This window comes from Vibrio ponticus (assembly GCF_009938225.1).
Classification (GTDB): Bacteria; Pseudomonadota; Gammaproteobacteria; order Enterobacterales; family Vibrionaceae; genus Vibrio; species Vibrio ponticus.
Map to the genome: position 1 here is coordinate 542,051 of NZ_AP019657.1, position 20,593 is coordinate 562,643.

Annotated in this window: 21 protein-coding genes; 18 read left to right on the forward strand and 3 right to left on the reverse strand. The window is 45.5% G+C overall.

Features of this window, described 5'->3' with window-relative positions; genetic code table 11:
* Window positions 1-4 precede the first annotated feature (4 nt).
* Window positions 5-352: an ArsC family reductase gene (locus tag GZN30_RS02400; protein ID WP_075650520.1), complete on the reverse strand. Its 348-nt coding sequence runs from the start codon at window positions 350-352 to the stop codon at window positions 5-7.
* Window positions 353-552: 200 nt separating this feature from the next.
* On the opposite strand from GZN30_RS02400, the gene GZN30_RS02405 reads away from it, so the two are divergent.
* Window positions 553-840 (forward strand): winged helix-turn-helix domain-containing protein, encoded by a 288-nt coding sequence (locus GZN30_RS02405; RefSeq protein WP_075650522.1) that lies wholly within the window; start codon window positions 553-555, stop codon window positions 838-840.
* Window positions 841-846: 6 nt separating this feature from the next.
* Here GZN30_RS02405 and GZN30_RS02410 read toward each other — a convergent pair whose 3' ends face one another.
* Complete coding sequence (locus GZN30_RS02410) at window positions 847-1,188, reverse strand: DUF4156 domain-containing protein (RefSeq protein ID WP_075650524.1); 342 nt, start codon at window positions 1,186-1,188, stop codon at window positions 847-849.
* Entirely contained in the window at window positions 1,169-1,516 is a 348-nt protein-coding gene (locus tag GZN30_RS02415; RefSeq protein ID WP_075650526.1) for a DUF2956 domain-containing protein, read from the reverse strand. Before GZN30_RS02415 ends, GZN30_RS02410 begins: the two co-directional genes overlap by 20 nt.
* 181 nt (window positions 1,517-1,697) lie before the next feature.
* Here GZN30_RS02415 and GZN30_RS02420 point away from each other — a divergent pair, with 181 nt between their 5' ends.
* The 17 genes from GZN30_RS02420 to fliI all read left to right on the forward strand — a co-directional run bounded on the left by GZN30_RS02420 (window position 1,698) and on the right by fliI (window position 20,590).
* The gene (locus GZN30_RS02420; protein WP_075650528.1) at window positions 1,698-2,156 is read left to right on the forward strand and encodes a DUF2919 domain-containing protein; all 459 of its coding nucleotides are present in this window, start codon (window positions 1,698-1,700) and stop codon (window positions 2,154-2,156) included.
* Between the two features lie 128 nt (window positions 2,157-2,284).
* Complete coding sequence (locus GZN30_RS02425) at window positions 2,285-3,187, forward strand: Dyp-type peroxidase (protein ID WP_075650530.1); 903 nt, start codon at window positions 2,285-2,287, stop codon at window positions 3,185-3,187.
* Window positions 3,188-3,401: 214 nt separating this feature from the next.
* Window positions 3,402-4,535: a flagellin gene (locus GZN30_RS02430; protein WP_075650532.1), complete on the forward strand. Its 1,134-nt coding sequence runs from the start codon at window positions 3,402-3,404 to the stop codon at window positions 4,533-4,535.
* Window positions 4,536-5,084: 549 nt separating this feature from the next.
* Window positions 5,085-6,227: a flagellin gene (locus GZN30_RS02435; protein WP_075650534.1), complete on the forward strand. Its 1,143-nt coding sequence runs from the start codon at window positions 5,085-5,087 to the stop codon at window positions 6,225-6,227.
* A 278-nt stretch (window positions 6,228-6,505) separates the two neighbouring features.
* Window positions 6,506-7,636, forward strand: a complete 1,131-nt coding sequence (locus tag GZN30_RS02440) for a flagellin (protein WP_075650536.1) — start codon at window positions 6,506-6,508, stop codon at window positions 7,634-7,636.
* 75 nt (window positions 7,637-7,711) lie between these two features.
* On the forward strand, window positions 7,712-8,140 hold the full coding sequence (flaG, locus tag GZN30_RS02445; RefSeq protein WP_075650538.1) for a flagellar protein FlaG: 429 nt from the start codon (window positions 7,712-7,714) through the stop codon (window positions 8,138-8,140).
* Window positions 8,141-8,162: 22 nt separating this feature from the next.
* Complete coding sequence (fliD, locus tag GZN30_RS02450; RefSeq protein WP_075650540.1) at window positions 8,163-10,202, forward strand: flagellar filament capping protein FliD; 2,040 nt, start codon at window positions 8,163-8,165, stop codon at window positions 10,200-10,202.
* Window positions 10,186-10,509 (forward strand): flagellar protein FliT, encoded by a 324-nt coding sequence (locus GZN30_RS02455; protein ID WP_075650542.1) that lies wholly within the window; start codon window positions 10,186-10,188, stop codon window positions 10,507-10,509. The genes fliD and GZN30_RS02455 overlap by 17 nt, the downstream gene beginning before the upstream one ends.
* Window positions 10,510-10,521: 12 nt before the next feature.
* Window positions 10,522-10,932, forward strand: coding sequence for a flagellar export chaperone FliS (gene fliS / locus GZN30_RS02460; RefSeq protein WP_075650544.1), 411 nt, complete (start codon window positions 10,522-10,524; stop codon window positions 10,930-10,932).
* Window positions 10,933-11,181: 249 nt separating this feature from the next.
* Window positions 11,182-12,648 (forward strand): sigma-54 dependent transcriptional regulator, encoded by a 1,467-nt coding sequence (locus tag GZN30_RS02465; RefSeq protein WP_075650546.1) that lies wholly within the window; start codon window positions 11,182-11,184, stop codon window positions 12,646-12,648.
* A gap of 132 nt (window positions 12,649-12,780) precedes the next feature.
* On the forward strand, window positions 12,781-13,815 hold the full coding sequence (locus GZN30_RS02470) for a sensor histidine kinase (RefSeq protein WP_075650548.1): 1,035 nt from the start codon (window positions 12,781-12,783) through the stop codon (window positions 13,813-13,815).
* Between the two features lies 1 nt (window position 13,816).
* Window positions 13,817-15,223, forward strand: coding sequence for a sigma-54-dependent transcriptional regulator (locus GZN30_RS02475; RefSeq protein ID WP_075650550.1), 1,407 nt, complete (start codon window positions 13,817-13,819; stop codon window positions 15,221-15,223).
* 98 nt (window positions 15,224-15,321) lie between these two features.
* Complete coding sequence (gene fliE, locus GZN30_RS02480; RefSeq protein ID WP_075650552.1) at window positions 15,322-15,633, forward strand: flagellar hook-basal body complex protein FliE; 312 nt, start codon at window positions 15,322-15,324, stop codon at window positions 15,631-15,633.
* 15 nt (window positions 15,634-15,648) lie between these two features.
* Window positions 15,649-17,394: a flagellar basal-body MS-ring/collar protein FliF gene (fliF, locus tag GZN30_RS02485; RefSeq protein ID WP_075650554.1), complete on the forward strand. Its 1,746-nt coding sequence runs from the start codon at window positions 15,649-15,651 to the stop codon at window positions 17,392-17,394.
* Entirely contained in the window at window positions 17,387-18,442 is a 1,056-nt protein-coding gene (gene fliG / locus GZN30_RS02490; protein WP_075650556.1) for a flagellar motor switch protein FliG, read from the forward strand. Before fliF ends, fliG begins: the two co-directional genes overlap by 8 nt.
* A 28-nt stretch (window positions 18,443-18,470) precedes the next feature.
* Window positions 18,471-19,268, forward strand: coding sequence for a flagellar assembly protein FliH (fliH, locus tag GZN30_RS02495; RefSeq protein WP_075650558.1), 798 nt, complete (start codon window positions 18,471-18,473; stop codon window positions 19,266-19,268).
* Window positions 19,268-20,590 (forward strand): flagellar protein export ATPase FliI, encoded by a 1,323-nt coding sequence (gene fliI, locus GZN30_RS02500; RefSeq protein ID WP_075650560.1) that lies wholly within the window; start codon window positions 19,268-19,270, stop codon window positions 20,588-20,590. Before fliH ends, fliI begins: the two co-directional genes overlap by 1 nt.
* Window positions 20,591-20,593 lie beyond the last annotated feature (3 nt).

The window sequence follows — 20,593 nt, forward strand, 5'->3', positions numbered from 1 at the left end:
CTTTTTATGCAAAAATAGCGGCGTATTGATCCGCTTTAAATCCGATATGGTACTGATCGTTGACCAATAAGATAGGGCGTTTAATCATCGCTGGATGCTCGACCAACAATGCAATCGCTGATTGTTCGTTAAGGCTATCTTTTTGTTCTTGGCTTAGTTGACGGAATGTTGTTCCGCGTTTATTGAGTACGTTTTCCCAGCCAAGAGCTTGGCAAAACGTGGTAACCATTTCTGTGTCTATTCCCTGCTTTCGATAATCATGAAAATCAAAGCTAACACTTTCTGCTTCCAGCCATTTTTTGGCTTTTTTAATCGTATCGCAGTTTGGAATTCCATACATAGTGATCGTCATAATGAACCTTTTGAAGTGACATTTTTATTATTTTTTAATCCTATCAGGAACTTCGAAGGGAAACAAAAAATGTGACGTATATATTTTGACGAGTAAAAAATACCCTTAATCGCCGTGAATGACGACGAGTTATTGATCAAACGCAAGTAATTTATTGCATAAAAGGAAATAATGAGGGCTGAAGTTTATAGGAGGTATCAATGGAACTGAGTCCTGTGTTTGCACGGCGTTTATACTTGGCTCTACTCGTCGAAAGTTTAGAGCGCCCAAATGTTCCTAAGTTAATTGAACAGACTGGCTGGCCACGTCGCACTATTCAAGACGTTATTAAAGCTCTTCCTGGCATCGGCATTGAACTTGCGTTTGTGCAAGATGGTCGACGTCATAATGATGGTTACTACCAACTTTCTGACTGGGGACCGTTTGATAGTCAGTGGGTGAGTGAACGAGAGCCTGATATTGCAGCAAGTTTAGGCTTTAAAGCCTAGTCGAATTCATCCACAGTTATACGCATTCCCTACCACGGTAAATGAGGTGGTAAAGTCTTGTGGAGCTATCATATATACTGTAGTCGCGCCAAGTTTCTTGGCGCGATTTTTTATGTCATTCATCGCGCCTTGTACCATCGCGTCATTGGTAAAAAATAGATAGGAATACCAATGCCCCTCAGTACCGGTCACTTCGCCAAGCCATTGGCATTTATCGGCATTAAAACCGCTATCTAAACGCACATGCACATCTTGCGCGCCTTGATTAAGCTGGGTGTGTGGAGACGCACATCCAGCGAGAGTTATTAAAGCTAGAGTAGAAAAAATACTACGCGGTTTGAGTAACATAAACAAAGAACCCCATCCAACTTACAACCAATAACATCCATGGCAGTATAGCGCTTTTGGTTTGGTTTGTAGGCTCGTTAGTGGTTTCTTGCGCCACTTCGTGATCTAGGTTTTGTTCATCACGCTTTGCTCTGAGGGTTTTCTTTTTGGCTTTATCCGCTTGGCGTGCTTTTTCTTTTTGCTGCTTTTTATACAGCGCAATCCCTTTCTCAATACCTTGAGCAATGAGTTTGGTTTGCTCTTTAGTTTGACCTGGTTTCTGAGTCGCTTTAGCGACTTTCATTGCTTCTTGTTGGGTTTGTTGAGAGGGTACAACTTTGTTTTTCATAGCAAACTCATCTTAAATTTCGTCTTTGATTATGCTAACACGAGATGTCTCTATCTGCTGCCTGCAAAATAGCCAATCTGATTGAGAGTGATGAGTCGCTTCAATGGAGTGTGATTTTTTATAGAATGTTGACGGAATAAGAGTAGAGTGTAGAGCAAACTCACTACCAATTGATATTTTTATGCGTTACGCCCTCGAAGCCTATGATAAGAATGGCTACCTTCATGCTCCTAAGTGGTTATGGCTTGGCTGGATGCTACTCGCAAAAGCTTGGGTGGTATTCGTAGTTGCTGGCGTGAGTCGCGATAGCGGCAATACGATATTGAGCTATGTTTATCCAGACCATCAAATGCTTTATTTGGGATTGGCAATGGGCTTGCCGAGTATTGCGCTAATGTGGTTGATTAGCTTGCGTTCCCCAGAGAGACGATGGGCTGATGCCTTTGTTGCTTGGGGCAAACCGATCACCTTAATCACAGCAATCAGCCAATTGATGCAAAGCGCCTATCATGTTTACCTGCAAGCTGGCGAGTTTAGTTGGGCAAACGGAGTGATCATGTTGGTGTTACTTTGGTTTATCATCTACGTATACCAAAGTAAGACGGTGAGAGATTGTTTCAAACTCAATGAAACAAAATGATCGTAATCAATACGGTACTCCGAATAAACATTACACTGAGCAAAAATAAAGGTATACCCAAGTCATCGAGTCGTTATGTTTTGCTGACAGACTTTGACGTAACAGGGGTATAGAAAAGGAGCTAATAAATGTCACTTCCTCAATCGGCAATTCTTCCGGAAGCGGAACCGTTCGCACAGTACACACTTTTGAAAGTGAAACAAAACTCTCAATATGTGCTAACTCAATTGCAATCATTACCAGCATTAGTTGCGGAACTAAACCAGCAACAACCTGATGCTAACCTGACGCTATCAATTGCTTTCACGCATGGTTTTTGGGGTCAACTGAACCAATCAATGCCAGCAGAGCTCATTGAGTTTCCACAATTGGGTGAAGGTGACATTGTTGCTCCAAGTAGTGATGTTGATGTATTGGTGCACCTACACTCAAACCGACATGACCTACATTTCTATGTAATGCGTAAGCTATTGGCAGAAATCGCAGATGACGTAAATGTAGTGGATGAAACGGCAGGTTTCCGTTACCTAGACGCGCGTGATATGACCATGTTTGTTGATGGCACTGAAAACCCGAAAGCAGAAGCGCGTCAAGAAGTGGCGATCATTCCTGAAGGTGAGTTTGTTGGCGGTAGCTACGTAATGGTGCAACGCTTTATTCACAATCTACCAGCATGGAATCGCTTGAATGTTGCTGCTCAAGAGAAAGTGATTGGTCGTACAAAACCAGACTCAATCGAGCTGGATGATGTGCCAGCTGCTTCTCACGTAGGTCGTGTTGATATTAAGGAAGAAGGTAAAGGTCTGAAGATCGTACGTCATAGCTTACCTTACGGCAGCGCGAGCGGTGAACATGGTCTACTGTTCATTGCTTACTGTAATACTCTGCATAACTTTAAAGCGATGCTAGAGAGCATGTACGGTGCAACGGATGGTAAGACTGACCAACTGTTGCGTTTCACCCATGCTGTAACAGGCGCATACTTCTTTGCCCCTAGCAATGAGATGTTTCAAGCTCTTGCAGTTAAATAATTTGTGATCGTTTCATAACAGTGATTCAGAAGCCGAGCAGATGCTCGGCTTTTTTACATCGGTATTTGAGCAAAAATTCGCTAAAGTTCTGTGATTTAAGCCGATAAGAAGAATAGCGCTGATTATGTTAGCGCTCGGCTTCGTTATTTTTATCGAGAGTGATACCCAAGCACCTTGAGGTTAGTTGGGTATAGCAAACAGGATCATGTATTCGATGAGTATTACCGTTAATACCAATGTATCAGCAATGACAGCGCAACGTCATTTAAACAATGCGACGCATTTGCTGAACCAATCTTTGGAGAGACTCTCTTCAGGGAGCCGTATTAACAGTGCAAAAGATGACGCAGCCGGATTGCAGATTTCTAATCGGCTTGAAACTCAGATGAGTGGCTTAGATGTTGCGATGCGCAATGCCAATGATGGCATCTCGATTATGCAAACGGCAGAAGGCGCGATGCAAGAATCAAGTAACATCTTGCAGCGTATGCGCGACCTGTCACTCCAATCGGCTAATGGGTCAAATAGCCGAGCAGAACGCACCGCTCTGCAAGAGGAGATGGCTGCGCTTAATGATGAATTAAATCGTATTGCCGAAACGACCTCATTTGGTGGGCGTAAATTGCTTAATGGCTCGTTCAAAGAGGCTTCGTTCCAAATTGGCGCTGATTCGGGGGAAGCCGTTCAAGTGTCTCTTAAAAATCTGCGTAGCGATAGCCTTGAAATGGGTGGTTTTAGTTACCTTGCTGCGGGAAAGGCATCGTCAGATTGGACAGTGACTCAAGGTAAGCAACAGTTCAATATGAGCTTCGTTAATGCACGAGGCGAGCAAGAAAATATTCAAATTGAAGCCAAAGCGGGCGACGACATAGAAGAGTTAGCGACGTACATTAATGGTCAAACCGATCAAGTTTCTGCATCAGTCAATCAAGATGGTCAATTGCAACTATTTATGGCAGGCAAAGAGACCGCAGGGACAATCAGTTTTTCCGGCAGTTTAGCCGAACAGCTAGGGATGAATCTGAGTGGTTACGAGGCGGTAGACAATATCGATATTTCAGAGGTGGGCGGTGCTCAGCGAGCCGTTTCGATTATTGATACTGCGTTGCAGTTTGTCGACAGTCATCGCGCAGAGCTAGGGGCAATGCAAAACCGCTTCGGTCATGCGATAAATAATCTTGGTAACATCAACGAGAATATTGCGGCATCTAATAGTCGTATTAAAGATACCGACTACGCGAAAGAAACCACGCAAATGGTTAAGCAGCAAATCCTGCAACAAGTGAGCACTTCAATCTTGGCTCAGGCTAAACAGCAGCCAAACATGGTATTAACGTTATTGGGTTAAATTCCCACTCTTATCTTTCCGCATTTTTTCCCCTAGCTTTGGCTGAAGACCTAACTATCGCGCCGCTCTGTTTGGCTGGATTGATGTGTTGATGGTCAACTTACTTCATTGACTTACATATGCAGCTCTAATCCGCTTGCCGAGAATCGGTCATCAGCGTTTGGCTTTGTTTCATGAATGATTAGGTTGTGAGCATTTTAATGGAAAAAGAAATGCGACTGGGTGATTTTTGAGCGATTAAATTTTTCTGCAAGCCCTTGTTGTTATTGGGTTGATTAAATATTGTTCGATTAAATGGCTGAATTATCAATAAAGGGAAACTGTATCGACGAGTAAAGTGATAACTTTAGTGATAACAGCGATTTTTTTTCGACTTTCTTCACATTTGTTATCCAACTCACTGTAAATGGTATTTTTATCAAAAAAAGCTAAATTTCTCCTCAAGCTTTACCGAACAGTGCCGTTAATAGAAGTAACTTTGAGAGAACTACTTGGTTTTCCGAGACGTCGGAAACCGGAAACATCGGAAAATCAGTTGGAGTAACTACTATGGCAGTGAATGTAAATACTAACGTTTCAGCAATGACAGCTCAGCGTTACCTAAACCAAGCGACTAGCGCACAGCAAACATCAATGGAGCGTCTATCATCTGGTTCAAAGATCAATAGCGCAAAAGACGATGCAGCAGGTCTACAGATCTCTAACCGTCTAAACGTGCAAAGCCGCGGTCTAGACGTTGCGGTACGAAATGCGAACGATGGTATCTCAATTGCGCAAACCGCTGAAGGTGCAATGAATGAGACAACGAACATTCTGCAACGTATGCGTGACCTTTCGCTACAATCTGCGAACGGTTCAAACTCGAAATCTGAGCGTGTAGCAATCCAAGAAGAAGTAACAGCACTAAACGACGAACTAAACCGTATCGCTGAAACGACTTCATTTGGTGGCAACAAACTACTAAACGGTACTTACGCAACTAAATCTATGCAGATTGGTGCGGACAACGGTGAAGCAGTAATGCTAACGCTAAACGACATGCGTAGTGACAACACTCGCATGGGTGGTACGAGCTACAAAGCTTCTGCTGAAAATGCAAAAGATGCAAACTGGACAGTAGATGGTAATGCCAACGTTCTAGAAATTACTCTAACTGAAAAAGGCGCAGCGGCTCCTGAAACAATCTCTATCCAAGCGAAAGCGGGTGATGATATTGAAGAGCTAGCGACTTACATTAACGGTCAAACTGATAAAGTAACCGCATCTGTTGACGAAGAAGGTCGTCTACAAGTATTCGCTGGTACAAACAAAGTTGACGGTGCGGTAAGTTTTGCAGGTTCACTATCTGGCGAGCTAGGTATGGATGCAGGTAAAGCGGTAACAGTAGATACTATCGACGTAACGTCAGTAGGTGGCGCACAAGAATCTGTTGCAATCATCGACTCAGCGCTTAAGTACGTTGATAGCCACCGTGCAGAGCTAGGTGCGATTCAAAACCGTTTCAACCACGCTATCAACAACCTTGATAACATCAACGAAAACGTGAATGCATCTAAGAGCCGTATCCGTGATACAGACTTCGCGAAAGAGACAACTGCAATGACTAAATCGCAGATCCTTTCTCAAGCTTCAAGCTCGATTCTTGCTCAAGCGAAACAAGCTCCAAACTCAGCACTAAGCCTACTTGGCTAATGTGAAGAGGATTGAAAAATCCAGCTTCGGCTGGATTTTTTTCGTTTGAACCCCGCAGGTTACATAATGGTTAATTGAATGTCAGCGTCAGTTAAATGGCGTTAGTTAGCGAGAAGCTTCACGTTTTTCTTCTTAAGTAGACATAAATTTAAAAAAGTTCATTTTTTCCCTAAAGGTTACATTTTCTTGGTCGTTACAAAGGCTGAGAGAAATGATTTTGCATCGATGTGAGGTGAGAGACACGGAGATGCATTGCCAAATACCTAAGGAGATCAACTATGTCTATCAACGTAAACACTAACGTGTCAGCGATGACAGCACAGCGACATCTGAATAATTCAACCGACGGGTTGCAGAAATCGATGGAACGTTTGTCATCTGGCTATAAAATCAACAGCGCAAAAGATGACGCTGCAGGTCTGCAAATTTCTAACCGCTTAACTTCACAAAGCCGCGGTTTAGATATGGCAGTTAAAAACGCCAATGACGGTATTTCGATTTCGCAAACAGCAGAAGGTGCTTTGAATGAAACCACCAATATTCTGCAACGTATGCGCGACCTATCTCTTCAATCTGCGAATGGTTCAAACTCTCGTGGTGAGCGTATTGCACTGCAAGAAGAAGTCACCGCACTGAACGACGAACTAAACCGTATCGCTGAAACCACTTCATTTGGCGGTAATAAGCTACTTAACGGTACCTACGGCAGTCAGTCATTCCAAATCGGTGCAAGCTCCGGTGAGGCAATGCAAATCACTATGGGCAATATGCGTTCAGACACAGCAGAAATGGGCGGTAAAGCTTATGTTGCTGCAGGTAAAGACGCAGATTGGACGGTAGCGGATGCAACTGAAATCACTTTGAGCTACACCGATAACTTTGGTGAAGCTAAGTCGCTAGCGATTAACGCAAAAGCGGGCGATGATATTGAAGAAGTGGCGACCTACATTAATGGTCAAAGCGACGATATCAAAGCATCAGTTGGCGAAGATGGTAAGTTGCAACTGTTTGCAGCGACAACCAAAGTGACGGGTGAAGTTGAAGTTGCGGGTGATTTGGGTACCGATCTGGGTTTCCCTACTGCGGGTAAAGATGTCACCGTCGCTGATATCGATATTACTGATGTTGCAGGTTCTCAACTTGCTGTATCTGTGATTGATGGCGCATTAAAGACTGTTGATAGTCAGCGTGCTTCTCTAGGTGCGTATCAAAACCGTTTCCAACATGCGATCAATAACTTAGACAACATTAACGAGAACGTTAATGCGTCTCGTAGCCGTATTTTGGATACTGATTACGCGAAAGAAACCACAGCGATGACTAAGGCGCAAATCCTGCAACAAGCGAGTACTTCTGTCTTAGCGCAAGCTAAGCAAACGCCAACCGCAGCATTGAGCCTTCTAGGATAATAATAAATTTTGCCGAGCCGACTAGGTAAGCGCGTAACAGGATAGGCTTACCTATGAGGTGGAAGGGAGATTGTTATGGATATTCCATCCTACACATCAAACATCCAGTCTTATGGCTCACAAAGTGGCACTAAAATTGCTTCGGAATATGATAAGCCGCAGGATGCTTCGCTTCTCTCTGAGAAGGTAGTGAAATCGGAAATGGACCTGTTGACCTCTCGTGGGGTCGAGCAAGCGGTAGAAGTGATTCAGGCTCAACAAACACTCTCTGAAAAGGAGCGTGAAAAAGCAGTTGAGCACATGAATGATTTTATCTCTTCTATGAATACAGGTTTATCATTTCGTACAGATGAGCAATCTGGACGAGATGTCGTCACTATCTATGAACAGAGTACTGGTGACATTATTCGCCAGATTCCAGATGAGGAGTTGCTAGAAGTCTTGCGTCGCCTAAGAGATCAAACAGCTCGCTATTCGTCAGGGTTGTTGATTGACAAGGTGTGATCGTATTTTTTGAGGTGATTGAATGAGTTTAGGCCCAATAGGGATGAATGCTGGCATGGATATCAATGCCATGGTAAGCAAAATTGTTGAAGCTGAGCGCGCACCAAAGCAGCAAAGCATCAACAAGCAGCTTAACCAGATTGATTCTAGTATCAGTGCCTATGGTCGGCTCAGAGAGTCGCTGGATACGATGAAAAACTTAATGACGAGCTTTCGCCAAGAGAAGGCGTTTGCGGCGCGAAAAGCAGAATCGACTGATGATGCTGTCGTGTCAGCAACCGCAACCACTGAAGCGATTGCTGGTCGTTATGCTGTCGATGTGTTGCAACTTGCTCAGAGTCATAAAGTCGCTTCAGATGTTTTTTCTGAAGAGACGAAATTTGGCGCTGGTGAGTTGCGAATTTCGATGGGTAAGAAATCTTTTACTGTTGATGTAAGAGAGAATGCCAAAATTACAGACATCGTGCGCAGTATTAATGGGGATAAAAGTAACCCAGGCGTTCGTGCATCTGTTATCAATGACGTTAATGGACCGCGATTGATTGTTGCTTCTGAACTCTCAGGGCAAGAGAATGCGGTCAGTATGAGCGTTAGTTCGGATAAAACCGATAACCCTCTCAAAAAACTCGAATATAAAACCCTTGAGCAACGCGTCTCTGATTTGGAGAAAGCACGCGCGAAGGCCCAAGAGTTAATTAGCCCGCTTACCCCTCAGGAACAATTGGTTGCCGACCGTATTGCCGAGCGCAATATCACAGCGGCAAGAAATGTCGACCAAGAAATTGCCGATGCGACCAAGCAAGCGGCAACGATTGTCGATCCGAAAGCGGCTAATGATGTCACGCCTGCCAATCAAATTTCCACACAAGCGTTAGCCGCGGCGGCGAGTGCTGGTCAAGCAGCGAATAAATACATCAAACCGGAAGATCGAATCCCTGGTTGGACTGAAACCGCATCGGGGACATTGTTGGATTCTTACTGGGAGCCAGAGCCTGAATTAGATGCCAAAGCACTAGAAAAGTCAGGTGATGTACCCGGCTGGTCTAATACTGCCTCAGGTACTTTGACCGACTCTTATGTTACGCCAAAAGAGGCGCAGGCAGAGTTGGATAAAAAACTCGCGATTGAGAAAGCCAATATTGAAGTGGCTAACAAACAAGAGATCGACAAGATTGATGCGGCGTTGCAAGCGGGCGATCTTAACGATGCACAGGCCAAGCAAGCGAAGCAGGACTTGCTGCCTGAAGAGCAGCGTAACTATATTCAGCGAGTAGAAACAGCCCAGCAAGAACTGAAAGCAGCTCAAGAGGCGTTTGATGTTTACAGTGGCATGAGCCAAGTTCAAGCCGCACAAGACTCGCAAGTGTTGCTCGATGGTGTCGCTCAGCTCTCAAGCAATAATAATGTGATTGAAAACGCCATAGATGGTGTCGATTTGACGTTGAAAGGGCGCACCCAGCCAGGCAAGCCAACTTCTGAAATTGACATTGAGTACAACCGTGAAGGGGTTCGTGAGGACATTGAGCAGTTTGTTGCTGCCTATAACCAATTCCACCAATTATCGCAGCAACTGTCTAATGTTGATCCCGTTACCGGTGAACGGGGACCGTTGGCGGGTGACAGCGTGGTACGCAGTGCGGACTCTCGTTTGAAGGTGGTGTTTTCATCTCCTGTCGAACCAGCGCCAGAAGAGTTAAAGTCCTTAACCGAGTTTGGTATTACCACCACGCGTCAGGGCTCTTTAGAAATCAATTATTCAATGCTCGATCGTCAATTGAATAATAACTTTAACAAGCTTGAAGACTTTTTTGGCGGGAATGAAGGTTTCGCCAAAAAGGTGGAAGATGCTATTCATGGTATCACTGGGGTGCAAGGTGCTCTACGGACTCGAGAAAAGAGCCTGGTTGAGCGCAACTACCGCATGCAAGACGAACAAGTGAATTTAGATCGCCGCATGGAAGGGCTAGAAAAGCGTACGCACGCCAAGTTTGTTGCGATGCAAGAGTCGACCAGCAAGATGCAGCATCAACTAGCAGGAATGATGAATGCAATGGGCGGATGATTTTCCAGCGATGCTGGCTCAACTAAGTGATCTAGATCAAACTATCATCAGGGAACTTTTATCGACAGAGATTAATTCTGAAGAAATAGCGGATTTGGTCGATAAAAGGGAACAATTATTGAATAGCCTAATGCAATTAATTAATCAGTCGCCGCAATTGGCAAACACTGAGCATTGGCAAATTGCAGTTAAGCAGACGCAAAAAGTGGTTAATTTGATGCAAGATAAAACCAAAGTCATTGGTCAATCATTGCACAAATATCGACATGGCAATAAGTCTGTTCAGCAATATAAGAAATTTTTATAAAAGAGGTATGTTATGCGTGGTTCATTACAGGCTTACAAGAAGGTATCGGTAGATAGCCAACTGAGTGCGGCCTCCCCGCATAAAATCGTGCAAATGTTGATGGCTGGTGCCATTGAGCGTTTGATTCAAGGTAAGGCTGCGATGCAGCAAGGCAATATTCCGGTAAAAGGTGAGCGTTTAGGTAAAGCCTTGGACATTATTATTAGCTTGAGAAGCTGTCTATCGATGGATGATGGTGGTGATATCGCGCAAAATCTCGATCAATTATACGAATTCATGATTACACAGATAACTGCGGCGAACCACAAAAATGACCCACAACCGATTGACGATGTGATTGAGATTATCCGCGAGATAAAATCAGCTTGGGATCAGATACCAACTGAGTTTCACAACCTAACTGCCAATGAGGTAGGTATCTAACATTTACGTAACTTTTGTATGGTTGATTGTCAGATTTTAGAGCTAAAGCATTTGGGTAAACATCACACCCTATAATTGCTTGGTTGCCTTATTTTTTATATCAAATAGAATATAAGCCACTATAACCCTAGTGGCTAATTTTGTTGCATAAACATTAGCATAATTAATTGCTTAAAAATCACTCAAATTTATAAAAGTGATATTGAGTTTGGCAACCCAAAGTATTAACGAAGGCAATCATTCATATCTATGCAAGGCTTAGCAAAATTACTTGTCATTGAAGACGACGCTCAAGCACAAATCAATCTAGCTTCGATTCTAGATTTTGTTGGTGAGCAATGCGAAGTAGTCAATGCTGCACAAATTGACTCGCTAGATATTTCCGGTATCTGGTCTGGTTGCATTATTGGATCCATTGATAAGGCTGAACACGCAGCAAAGTTGAATGAAAAACTTTCATATGCAAGCCATATCCCGCTCCTAATCCTTAATTCTTCTTTTGCTTACGCGGAAGATTTTACCAACTACGTTGGTGACCTTGCTTACCCTCTCAACTACCCACAACTTAGTGAAGCTTTGCGCCATTGTAAGGACTTCCTAGGACGTAAAGGGGTTAATGTTGTTTCTAGTGAGCGTAAGAATACCCTGTTTCGCAGCCTTGTTGGGCAAAGCCACGGCATAAAAGAAGTGCGTCACCTCATCGAGCAAGTCTCTTCGAGTGAAGCCAACGTACTGATTCTTGGTGAGTCGGGTACGGGTAAAGAAGTTGTCGCGCGCAATATTCATTACCATTCACCGCGTCGTGGTGGACCTTTCGTGCCAATTAACTGTGGCGCTATCCCACCAGATCTGTTGGAAAGTGAGCTGTTTGGTCATGAGAAAGGCGCATTTACTGGCGCAATCACGTCACGTAAAGGTCGTTTTGAACTCGCAGAAGGTGGCACTCTGTTTTTGGATGAGATCGGTGACATGCCGATGCCAATGCAGGTGAAGCTATTAAGAGTGCTGCAAGAGCGCTGCTTTGAACGAGTAGGCGGCAATAGCACCATTCGCGCCAATGTGCGCGTGATTGCGGCAACCCATCGCAATTTAGATCACATGATCAATGATGGCGGATTCAGAGAAGATCTCTACTACCGTTTGAATGTGTTTCCAATTGAAATGCCTGCTCTGCGTGAACGCAAAGAAGATATTCCACTGTTGTTGCAAGAGTTAATGACGCGATTGGAAGCGGAGGGCTCACAGCCGATCTGCTTTACTCCTCGTGCTACCAATTCATTAATGGAACACGATTGGCCAGGTAATGTGCGTGAATTGGCTAATTTGGTTGAGCGTATGATTATTCTCTATCCAAATAGTTTGGTAGATGTGAATCATCTACCAACCAAATACCGCTACAGTGATATTCCAGAGTTCCAACCTGAATACAATCCAACGGTTTCTGTGGAAGAGCAAGAGCGTGATGTCTTACAGAATATCTTTGCTGAAGATTTCTGCATGGATGAAATGGATCTGTTTGGTTCATCAGATAATGCTCCTCAATCGCTTCCACCAGAGGGTGTGAATTTGAAAGAGATGTTGGCTGATCTTGAAGTAAATATGATCAATCAGGCGCTGGACGCTCAGGGTGGTATTGTCGCTCGCGCAGCAGATATGTTGGGTATGCGCCGAACTACGCTGGTGGAAAAAATGCGTAAATATAATCTACAACGTTAGATTTTAATGGCGTCAAAAAACTGACTTTGAATTAAGTTGTTGAAAAATAAATAATAATGGCTTGGCGTGCTTCTTGCATCCCAAGCCATTGCAGTTTTTAAGGCAAAATAACGACGATTGAGTTGGTCAGCAATGGAAAACCATTTAGGTTCTTTAGAAGAACAAGTAGAGCGCTATAAGCAGGTGCTGGATGTGATGCCTGCTGGGGTCATTTTGCTTGACACCCAAGGTGTCGTAAGAGAAGTGAACCCGGAAGCGGAACGCTTACTTGAAGTACCGTTAGTGGGGCATAAGTGGTTTGAGGTAATCCAATGGGCTTTCGCTCCTCGTGAAGATGATGGTCATGAGATCTCTTTGCGCAATGGACGCAAAGTTCGTTTAGCTATATCGGCTTCAAATTCTGGGCAACTCATTCTTATTACCGACCTAACTGAAACGCGGTTGCTTCAATCGCGAGTGAGTGATTTACAGCGTTTGTCCTCACTTGGTCGCATGGTTGCTTCGCTTGCCCATCAAGTGCGCACACCGTTATCAAGTGCGATGCTTTATGCCGCTAACCTTGGTGCGCCAAATCTTCCGGCGGCAACCAAACAACGTTTTCAAACTAAATTACTCGATCGTCTCCATGATCTTGAAAAGCAAGTCAACGACATGTTGCTCTTTGCTAAAGGCGGCGACAATAAAGTCGTTAAACCATTTACCATTGCCGATCTTGTCGCCGAGTTTTCGCCAATGGTAGAAACCGCGATAAAAAATAATGCAATAGATTATTGTTTGGAGGTTGAAGAACAAGATACCTGCTTAATCGGAAACGCCAATGCCATTGCTTCGGCATTGAGTAATTTGGTGATGAATGCGATTCAGATTGCAGGTAAAGAGTCTCAACTCGATGTGTTCTTTAGACCGGTAAACAATGAGCTTAAGATTTCTGTGCAAGATAGCGGTCCTGGTGTACCACCAGAGCTGCAGCAAAAAATTATGGAACCTTTCTTTACTACGCGATCACAAGGCACAGGCTTAGGGCTAGCCGTTGTCCAGATGGTGTGTCGCGCTCACGATGGAAGGTTAGAACTTATTTCTGAAGAGGGTGAGGGTGCATGTTTCACGGTGTGCATTCCGCTCGAGCGAACTCAACCTCTTGACCAATCAGTAACGACTGGAGAATAACATGGCTCAGAGCAAGGTACTTATCGTTGAAGATGACGAAGGTCTACGCGAAGCGCTGGTAGACACCTTAGCGCTTGCAGGTTACGAATGGCTTGAAGCGGATAGCGCAGAAGACGCACTCGTGAAGCTGAAGTCAAACAGTGTCGATATCGTTGTCTCTGATGTACAAATGGCTGGCATGGGTGGTTTGGCTTTGCTGCGCAACATTAAACAGCATTGGCCGAATTTACCGGTGTTACTGATGACTGCTTACGCCAATATAGAAGATGCCGTTTCTGCAATGAAAGATGGCGCGATTGACTATATGGCAAAGCCATTTGCTCCAGAAGTATTACTGAATATGGTCAGCCGTTACGCACCAGTAAAATCAGACGACAACGGCGATGCCGTGGTGGCTGATGAAAAGAGCCTAAAACTACTTGCGTTGGCAGAAAAAGTCGCGAAAACCGATGCGAATGTCATGATTTTAGGTCCGAGTGGTTCGGGTAAAGAAGTGATGTCTCGCTACATTCACAATGCGTCTAATCGTAAAGATGGTCCTTTCGTTGCGATTAACTGTGCCGCGATTCCAGACAATATGCTGGAAGCGACGTTGTTCGGTTATGAAAAAGGTGCCTTTACTGGCGCGGTACAAGCCTGCCCTGGTAAGTTTGAACAGGCGCAAGGTGGTACCATTTTGCTCGATGAAATCAGTGAGATGGATCTGAGTTTGCAGGCAAAGCTGCTGCGTGTCCTGCAAGAGCGTGAAGTGGAGCGCTTAGGTAGCCGCAAGAGCATCAAGTTGGATGTGCGTGTTTTGGCAACCAGTAACCGCGATCTCAAACAATATGTTCAAGAGGGCAATTTCCGTGAAGACCTTTACTATCGCTTGAACGTATTCCCTATTGCATGGCCAGCGTTGTGCGACCGCCAAGGGGACATTGAACCATTGGCAAAACACTTGATTGAACGTCACTGTCAAAAGCAAGGTTTACCTGTTCCTGCTCTGAGTGAAGAAGCGATTCGTAAACTGCTCGCGTACTCATGGCCAGGCAACGTACGTGAGCTGGATAATGTCGTGCAGCGCGCGCTGATTCTGAGTGAAAATGGCTCGATTACTGGAGAAAATATCCTGCTGGAAGGACTGGATTGGCAAGATGCCACTAGTTTGCAGCAAGTGGTTGAAAATGCATCAGTAATTGCACCTAATGTTAAGCCGATTGCTGAAGTTGAGAGCTTGAGTGGATTGTCGAACAATTCAGGTCTCGGTAATGAACTTAGAGACCAGGAGTATGCTATTATCCTCGACACTTTAGTTGAGTGTGGTGGTCGCAGAAAAGAAATGGCGGACAAGCTAGGTATTAGCCCACGCACTTTGCGCTATAAGCTCGCAAAAATGCGCGATGCAGGGATTGATATTCCAAACTAACGTGCTATTTTCGTAAATTCATAACTTGATGGCATAGCCTTTGCAGTGTCATTTTTATAACGGAGAGAGCAGTCAAAGAATTGACTTGTGGGGTAACAATGAGAATAGATGGCTTTAATAGTGAAATGCAGGCGTTGATGTTGGAAGCAACCAACAGTAAACCTGTGGCAACCGGTCAAACGGTCGGCGCTGACTTTAAAGATCTATTAAACAACGCAATTAACAATGTTAATAGCCTTGCTAAAACCTCCAGCGATCTCCAAACACGCTTCGATCGCGGCGATGAGAATGTCTCACTTTCTGATGTGATGATCGCCCGTAACAAATCGAGTGTCGCGTTTGAAGCAACAATTCAAGTACGTAACAAACTTGTTGAGTCGTACAAAGAATTGATGAATATGCCAGTCTAAATTTAGGTATCGTCAGTGTCTGATCAAAACAAATCAACAGATTTAGCCTTGTCAGGCTCTTCGTCAGATGGTGCGCTTGTCGCTCATAATGACTTAGATCACCAAGGTCAAAATCCAGATCTAGATGAAAAAAGCAGCTCCAAGTTTGATATGGCGGTGGGTGATCTTGACCTCATCCGTCAGGTGGTATTGGTGCTGGCTATTTCCATCTGTGTTGCGTTGATTGTCATGCTGTTTTTCTGGGTCAAAGAGCCAGAAATGCGCCCGCTCGGCGCGTATGAAACAGAAGAACTTATCCCAATTCTCGATCATCTTGATGCCCAGCAGCTTGAATATAAGCTCGAAGGTAACACGGTGATGGTACCTGTCAGCGAATACAACAGCCTCAAACTCAACCTTGCCCGCGCAGGCTTAAACCAAGCGACGGAAGCGGGTGATGAGATCTTACTGCAAGATATGGGCTTTGGTGTTTCTCAACGCCTAGAACTTGAGCGTTTGAAACTCAGTCGCGAGCGTCAACTTTCTCAAGCGATGGAAGAGATGACTCAAGTACGCCGTGCCCGTGTGCTACTGGCACTGCCAAAACAGAGCGTATTTGTTCGTCATAATCAAGAAGCCTCGGCTTCAGTATTTTTGACCCTGAAAACCGGTAACGGCTTAAAACAAGAAGAGGTCGACTCTATTGTTGATATGGTTTCGAGCGCCGTGCCTGGAATGAAGCCATCACGCGTGACAGTAACGGATCAGCATGGTCGTTTGCTTAGCTCAGGTTCACAAGATGCCGCATCAATGGCTCGTCGCAAAGAGCATGAGTTAGAGAAAAACCAGGAAGCGGCGCTGCGCGAGAAAATCGACTCGGTACTGATTCCAATTCTGGGTTTTGGTAACTATACCGCGCAAGTGGATATCGAACTGGATTTTAGTGCCGTTGAACAGACGCGTAAAAGTTTTGATCCTAATACCCCTGCAACCCGTAGTGAGTACACGCTGGAAGATTACAACAACGGAAGCGTTGTTGCCGGTGTGCCGGGGGCGCTAAGCAATCAGCCGCCAGCAGATGCGTCGATTCCACAAGATGTGGCACAGATGAAAGATGGTTCAGTGCTTGGTCAAGGCTCAGTGCATAAAGAAGCGACACGTAATTTCGAACTGGATACCACGATCAGTCATGAGCGTCGTCAAACTGGTGTGGTCAATCGTCAAACGGTCGCGGTGGCGATTAAGAATCGCGCCATCGTGAATCCTGATACCGGTGAAACCAGTTATCAGCCATTATCTGCCACCGAGTTGGACTCTATCCGCCAAGTACTCGTTGGGGCAGTGGGCTTTAATCAGCAACGCGGTGACTTGCTGAATGTACTAAGTATGCAATTTGCTGAGCCTCAAGTGGACGTGATTGCTGATGTTCCAATTTGGGAACATCCAAATTTCAACGATTGGATTCGTTGGCTTGCTAGTGCTTTGGTGATCATCATCGTGGTGTTAGTCCTTGTTCGTCCTGCAATGAAGAAACTGCTTAACCCAGCGGCTGATGAAGAAGAACAAATGTACGGTCCAGACGGTATGCCTATCGGTGCCGATGGCGAAACCAGTCTGATTGGTGGTGATTTAGATGGTGGCGAACTGTTTGAATTCGGTTCAAGTATCGATCTACCAAACCTGCATAAAGACGAAGATGTATTAAAAGCGGTGCGCGCGCTGGTGGCGAATGAGCCTGAGCTTGCCGCACAAGTTGTGAAGAACTGGATGAAAGATGGCTAACGAAATCGTACCTCAACAAGAAGGCGGTGAAGTAACAGAAGGCACGGTAGATATTTCTACCATTCCCGGTGAGGAGCGTGCTGCGATTCTGTTACTGAGTCTCAATGAAGAAGATGCCGCTGGTATTATTCGCCATCTTGAACCTAAGCAAGTTCAACGCGTGGGTAGTGCGATGGCAAAAGCGGCTGACCTTAGCCAAGACAAGGTCGGCGCGGTTCATCGTGCCTTTTTGGAAGATATTCAAAAATACACCAACATTGGTATGGGCAGCGAAGACTTCATGCGCAACACATTGATTGCCGCATTAGGTCAAGATAAAGCGAATAACCTCGTTGACCAGATCTTGCTGGGCACCGGTTCTAAAGGTCTTGATTCATTGAAATGGATGGATCCGCGTCAAGTGGCGAGCATCATTTTGAATGAACACCCGCAAATCCAAACCATTGTGCTTTCTTACCTCGAACCGGATCAGTCGGCAGAGATCTTATCTCAGTTTGCCGAGCGTGATCGCCTCGATCTCATGATGCGTATCGCCAACCTTGAAGAAGTTCAGCCTTCTGCTTTGGCAGAGCTAAATGAAATCATGGAGAAACAGTTTGCTGGTCAAGCGGGCGCGCAAGCGGCGAAGATCGGTGGTCTGAAAGCGGCTGCCGAGATCATGAACTACATGGACAACAATATCGAAGGCGTGTTGATGGAGCAGATCCGCGACCAAGACGAAGATATGGCGACCCAAATTCAAGATCTCATGTTCGTATTCGAAAACCTTATCGAAGTCGACGACCAAGGTATTCAGAAGCTGCTGCGTGATGTGCCACAAGATGTCCTACAGCGTGCACTGAAAGGTGCCGATGATGGCTTGCGTGACAAGATCTTCAAGAACATGTCTAAGCGTGCGGCTGAATTGATGCGTGACGACCTAGAGGCGATGGCACCAATCAAAGTTTCTGACGTTGAAGCAGCACAAAAAGAAGTGCTGACCATTGCTCGACGTATGGCGGATGCTGGTGAGCTGATGCTATCTGGCGGCGCAGACGAGTTCCTATAATATTATTGCTGTTGCAAGGTGATTAAGTATGTCAGGTGAGAGAAAACGCGGATTTTTGCGTCTCGATGATGACCAACAGGTTGAAAAAGCCGAGCGCTGGGGCTTGCCTGATTATACGCCTGACCATTCTCAAGCGCGTCAAACGGCGCTGAATTATGACCCAAGTTGGGTGCCAAACTTCTCTGAACCAGAAGAAGAAGCCCCGGCAGAGCTTACTCATGAAGAGATTGAATTGATCAAGCAACAAGCCTATCAAGAAGGTTTGTTACAAGGTCAGGAAGCGGGTTTCAAGCAAGGCTATGATAAAGGCAAAGAGCAAGGGTCAGAACAAGGTCATCAAGAAGGTCTTGAGGCTGGTAAGCTCGAAGGCGTAACTGCTGGGCAAGAGTTTATTCAGCAGCAGGTTGAAGTCTTTGTTGGACTGGCAAATCAATTTGCTCAACCTCTTGAGTTGATGAACGCTCAAGTGGAAAAACAATTGGTCGACATGGTGCTTACTTTAGTAAAAGAGGTCGTCCATGTGGAAGTGCAAACTAATCCTCAAGTGATCCTCGACACCATCAAACAATCTGTCGAAGCACTGCCTATTTCTGGTCATGCGATCACCCTCAAATTACACCCGGAAGATGTCGCTATTATCCGCTCTTCTTATGGTGAAGAATCGCTAGAGTTTCGTAATTGGACATTGGTCGATGAGCCAGCACTCAACCGTGGCGATGTCCAAATTGAAGCGGGCGAATCGAGCGTAAACTACCGTATGGAAGAACGTATTCGTAACGTGCTTAAAAGCTTCTGCGGTGTTAATCGTCATCAAGGTGGTGAGTAGTGCTAGCGCTGGCTGACCGCCTTTCTCAATATAAGACCCAAGGGCTGACTTGCCGACCTGTTGCATCAGGAAAATTGGTGCGAGTGGTGGGTCTCACACTGGAAGCTACCGGGTGTCGCGCCCCTATCGGTAGTCTATGCAAAGTGGAAACTATGCACGGCGAGATGGAAGCCGAAGTGGTCGGTTTCTCGGGTGATAACCTGTTCTTAATGCCAAGTGAGCAAATTACCGGCGTGTTACCTGGGGCAAAGGTGACGCCGCTGACCAGCGAGGCTGGATTGCCAGTGGGCATGGAACTATTAGGGCGAGTTATCGATGGTGTCGGTAACCCACTCGATGGTTTAGGACCTATCTATACCGAAAAGCGCGCTTCATTTAATGCCGACCCGATTAACCCGTTGTCTCGCAAGCCAATTACTGAACCATTGGATGTGGGCTTGAAAGCGATTAACGGTCTGTTAACCGTGGGGAAAGGGCAACGTATCGGTCTGTTTGCCGGTTCGGGTGTGGGTAAATCGGTGACGTTGGGGATGATGACGCGCGGTACCACTGCCCAAGTGGTGGTCGTGGGTCTAATCGGTGAACGTGGACGCGAAGTTAAGGAATTTATCGAAGAGATCCTCGGTGTTGATGGTCGCCAACGTTCAGTGGTCGTGGCGGCACCGGCGGATGCTTCGCCATTGATGCGCCTAAAAGGTTGCCAGACCGCACTAACTATCGCGGAGTATTTCCGCGATCAAGGCTTAGACGTACTGTTATTAATGGACTCATTGACACGTTTTGCCCAAGCTCAACGTGAAATCGCTTTGTCGGTTGGTGAACCGCCAGCAACCAAAGGCTACCCGCCGTCAGTATTTGCAAAGTTGCCAGCACTAGTAGAGCGCGCGGGTAATGGCAGTCCAGATCAAGGTTCAATCACGGCATTTTTCACCGTACTAACCGAAGGTGATGACTTACAAGATCCGATCGCCGATGCGTCTCGTGCGATTTTGGACGGTCACGTGGTGCTTTCGCGTGAAATGGCGGATGCAGGTCACTATCCAGCGATTGATGTCGAGAAATCGGTCAGTCGTGTTATGCCGCAGATCACGTCAGAAGAGCACGTGTTGTTGTCGAAAGCGGTACGCCAGGTACTGTCACTTTGCCGCAAGAACCAAGACTTGGTTTCAATCGGAGCCTACAAACCTGGTACCGATCCGGCGATTGATGCTGCGTTTACCCTCAAACCAAAATTAGACGCTTATCTACAACAAGGCATGAAAGAGAGTGTGCCTTACGAGATGTGCGTGAATATGCTCAACCGCTTGATTCGAGGAGAGTAACTA

Excerpts from the sequence above, each read along its gene's own strand:
- fliS (WP_075650544.1), top strand. The coding sequence starts at position 10,522 with ATGCGTGGTTCATTACAGGCTTACAAGAAGGTATCGGTAGATAGCCAA.
- GZN30_RS02410 (WP_075650524.1), bottom strand. The coding sequence starts at position 1,188 with ATGTTACTCAAACCGCGTAGTATTTTTTCTACTCTAGCTTTAATAACT.
- fliD (WP_075650540.1), top strand. The coding sequence starts at position 8,163 with ATGAGTTTAGGCCCAATAGGGATGAATGCTGGCATGGATATCAATGCC.
- GZN30_RS02430 (WP_075650532.1), top strand. The coding sequence starts at position 3,402 with ATGAGTATTACCGTTAATACCAATGTATCAGCAATGACAGCGCAACGT.
- GZN30_RS02400 (WP_075650520.1), bottom strand. The coding sequence starts at position 352 with ATGACGATCACTATGTATGGAATTCCAAACTGCGATACGATTAAAAAA.
- GZN30_RS02440 (WP_075650536.1), top strand. The coding sequence starts at position 6,506 with ATGTCTATCAACGTAAACACTAACGTGTCAGCGATGACAGCACAGCGA.
- GZN30_RS02455 (WP_075650542.1), top strand. The coding sequence starts at position 10,186 with ATGCAATGGGCGGATGATTTTCCAGCGATGCTGGCTCAACTAAGTGAT.
- GZN30_RS02465 (WP_075650546.1), top strand. The coding sequence starts at position 11,182 with ATGCAAGGCTTAGCAAAATTACTTGTCATTGAAGACGACGCTCAAGCA.
- GZN30_RS02420 (WP_075650528.1), top strand. The coding sequence starts at position 1,698 with ATGCGTTACGCCCTCGAAGCCTATGATAAGAATGGCTACCTTCATGCT.
- fliE (WP_075650552.1), top strand. The coding sequence starts at position 15,322 with ATGAGAATAGATGGCTTTAATAGTGAAATGCAGGCGTTGATGTTGGAA.
- GZN30_RS02415 (WP_075650526.1), bottom strand. The coding sequence starts at position 1,516 with ATGAAAAACAAAGTTGTACCCTCTCAACAAACCCAACAAGAAGCAATG.
- GZN30_RS02470 (WP_075650548.1), top strand. The coding sequence starts at position 12,781 with ATGGAAAACCATTTAGGTTCTTTAGAAGAACAAGTAGAGCGCTATAAG.
- flaG (WP_075650538.1), top strand. The coding sequence starts at position 7,712 with ATGGATATTCCATCCTACACATCAAACATCCAGTCTTATGGCTCACAA.
- GZN30_RS02425 (WP_075650530.1), top strand. The coding sequence starts at position 2,285 with ATGTCACTTCCTCAATCGGCAATTCTTCCGGAAGCGGAACCGTTCGCA.
- GZN30_RS02475 (WP_075650550.1), top strand. The coding sequence starts at position 13,817 with ATGGCTCAGAGCAAGGTACTTATCGTTGAAGATGACGAAGGTCTACGC.
- fliG (WP_075650556.1), top strand. The coding sequence starts at position 17,387 with ATGGCTAACGAAATCGTACCTCAACAAGAAGGCGGTGAAGTAACAGAA.
- fliH (WP_075650558.1), top strand. The coding sequence starts at position 18,471 with ATGTCAGGTGAGAGAAAACGCGGATTTTTGCGTCTCGATGATGACCAA.
- GZN30_RS02405 (WP_075650522.1), top strand. The coding sequence starts at position 553 with ATGGAACTGAGTCCTGTGTTTGCACGGCGTTTATACTTGGCTCTACTC.
- GZN30_RS02435 (WP_075650534.1), top strand. The coding sequence starts at position 5,085 with ATGGCAGTGAATGTAAATACTAACGTTTCAGCAATGACAGCTCAGCGT.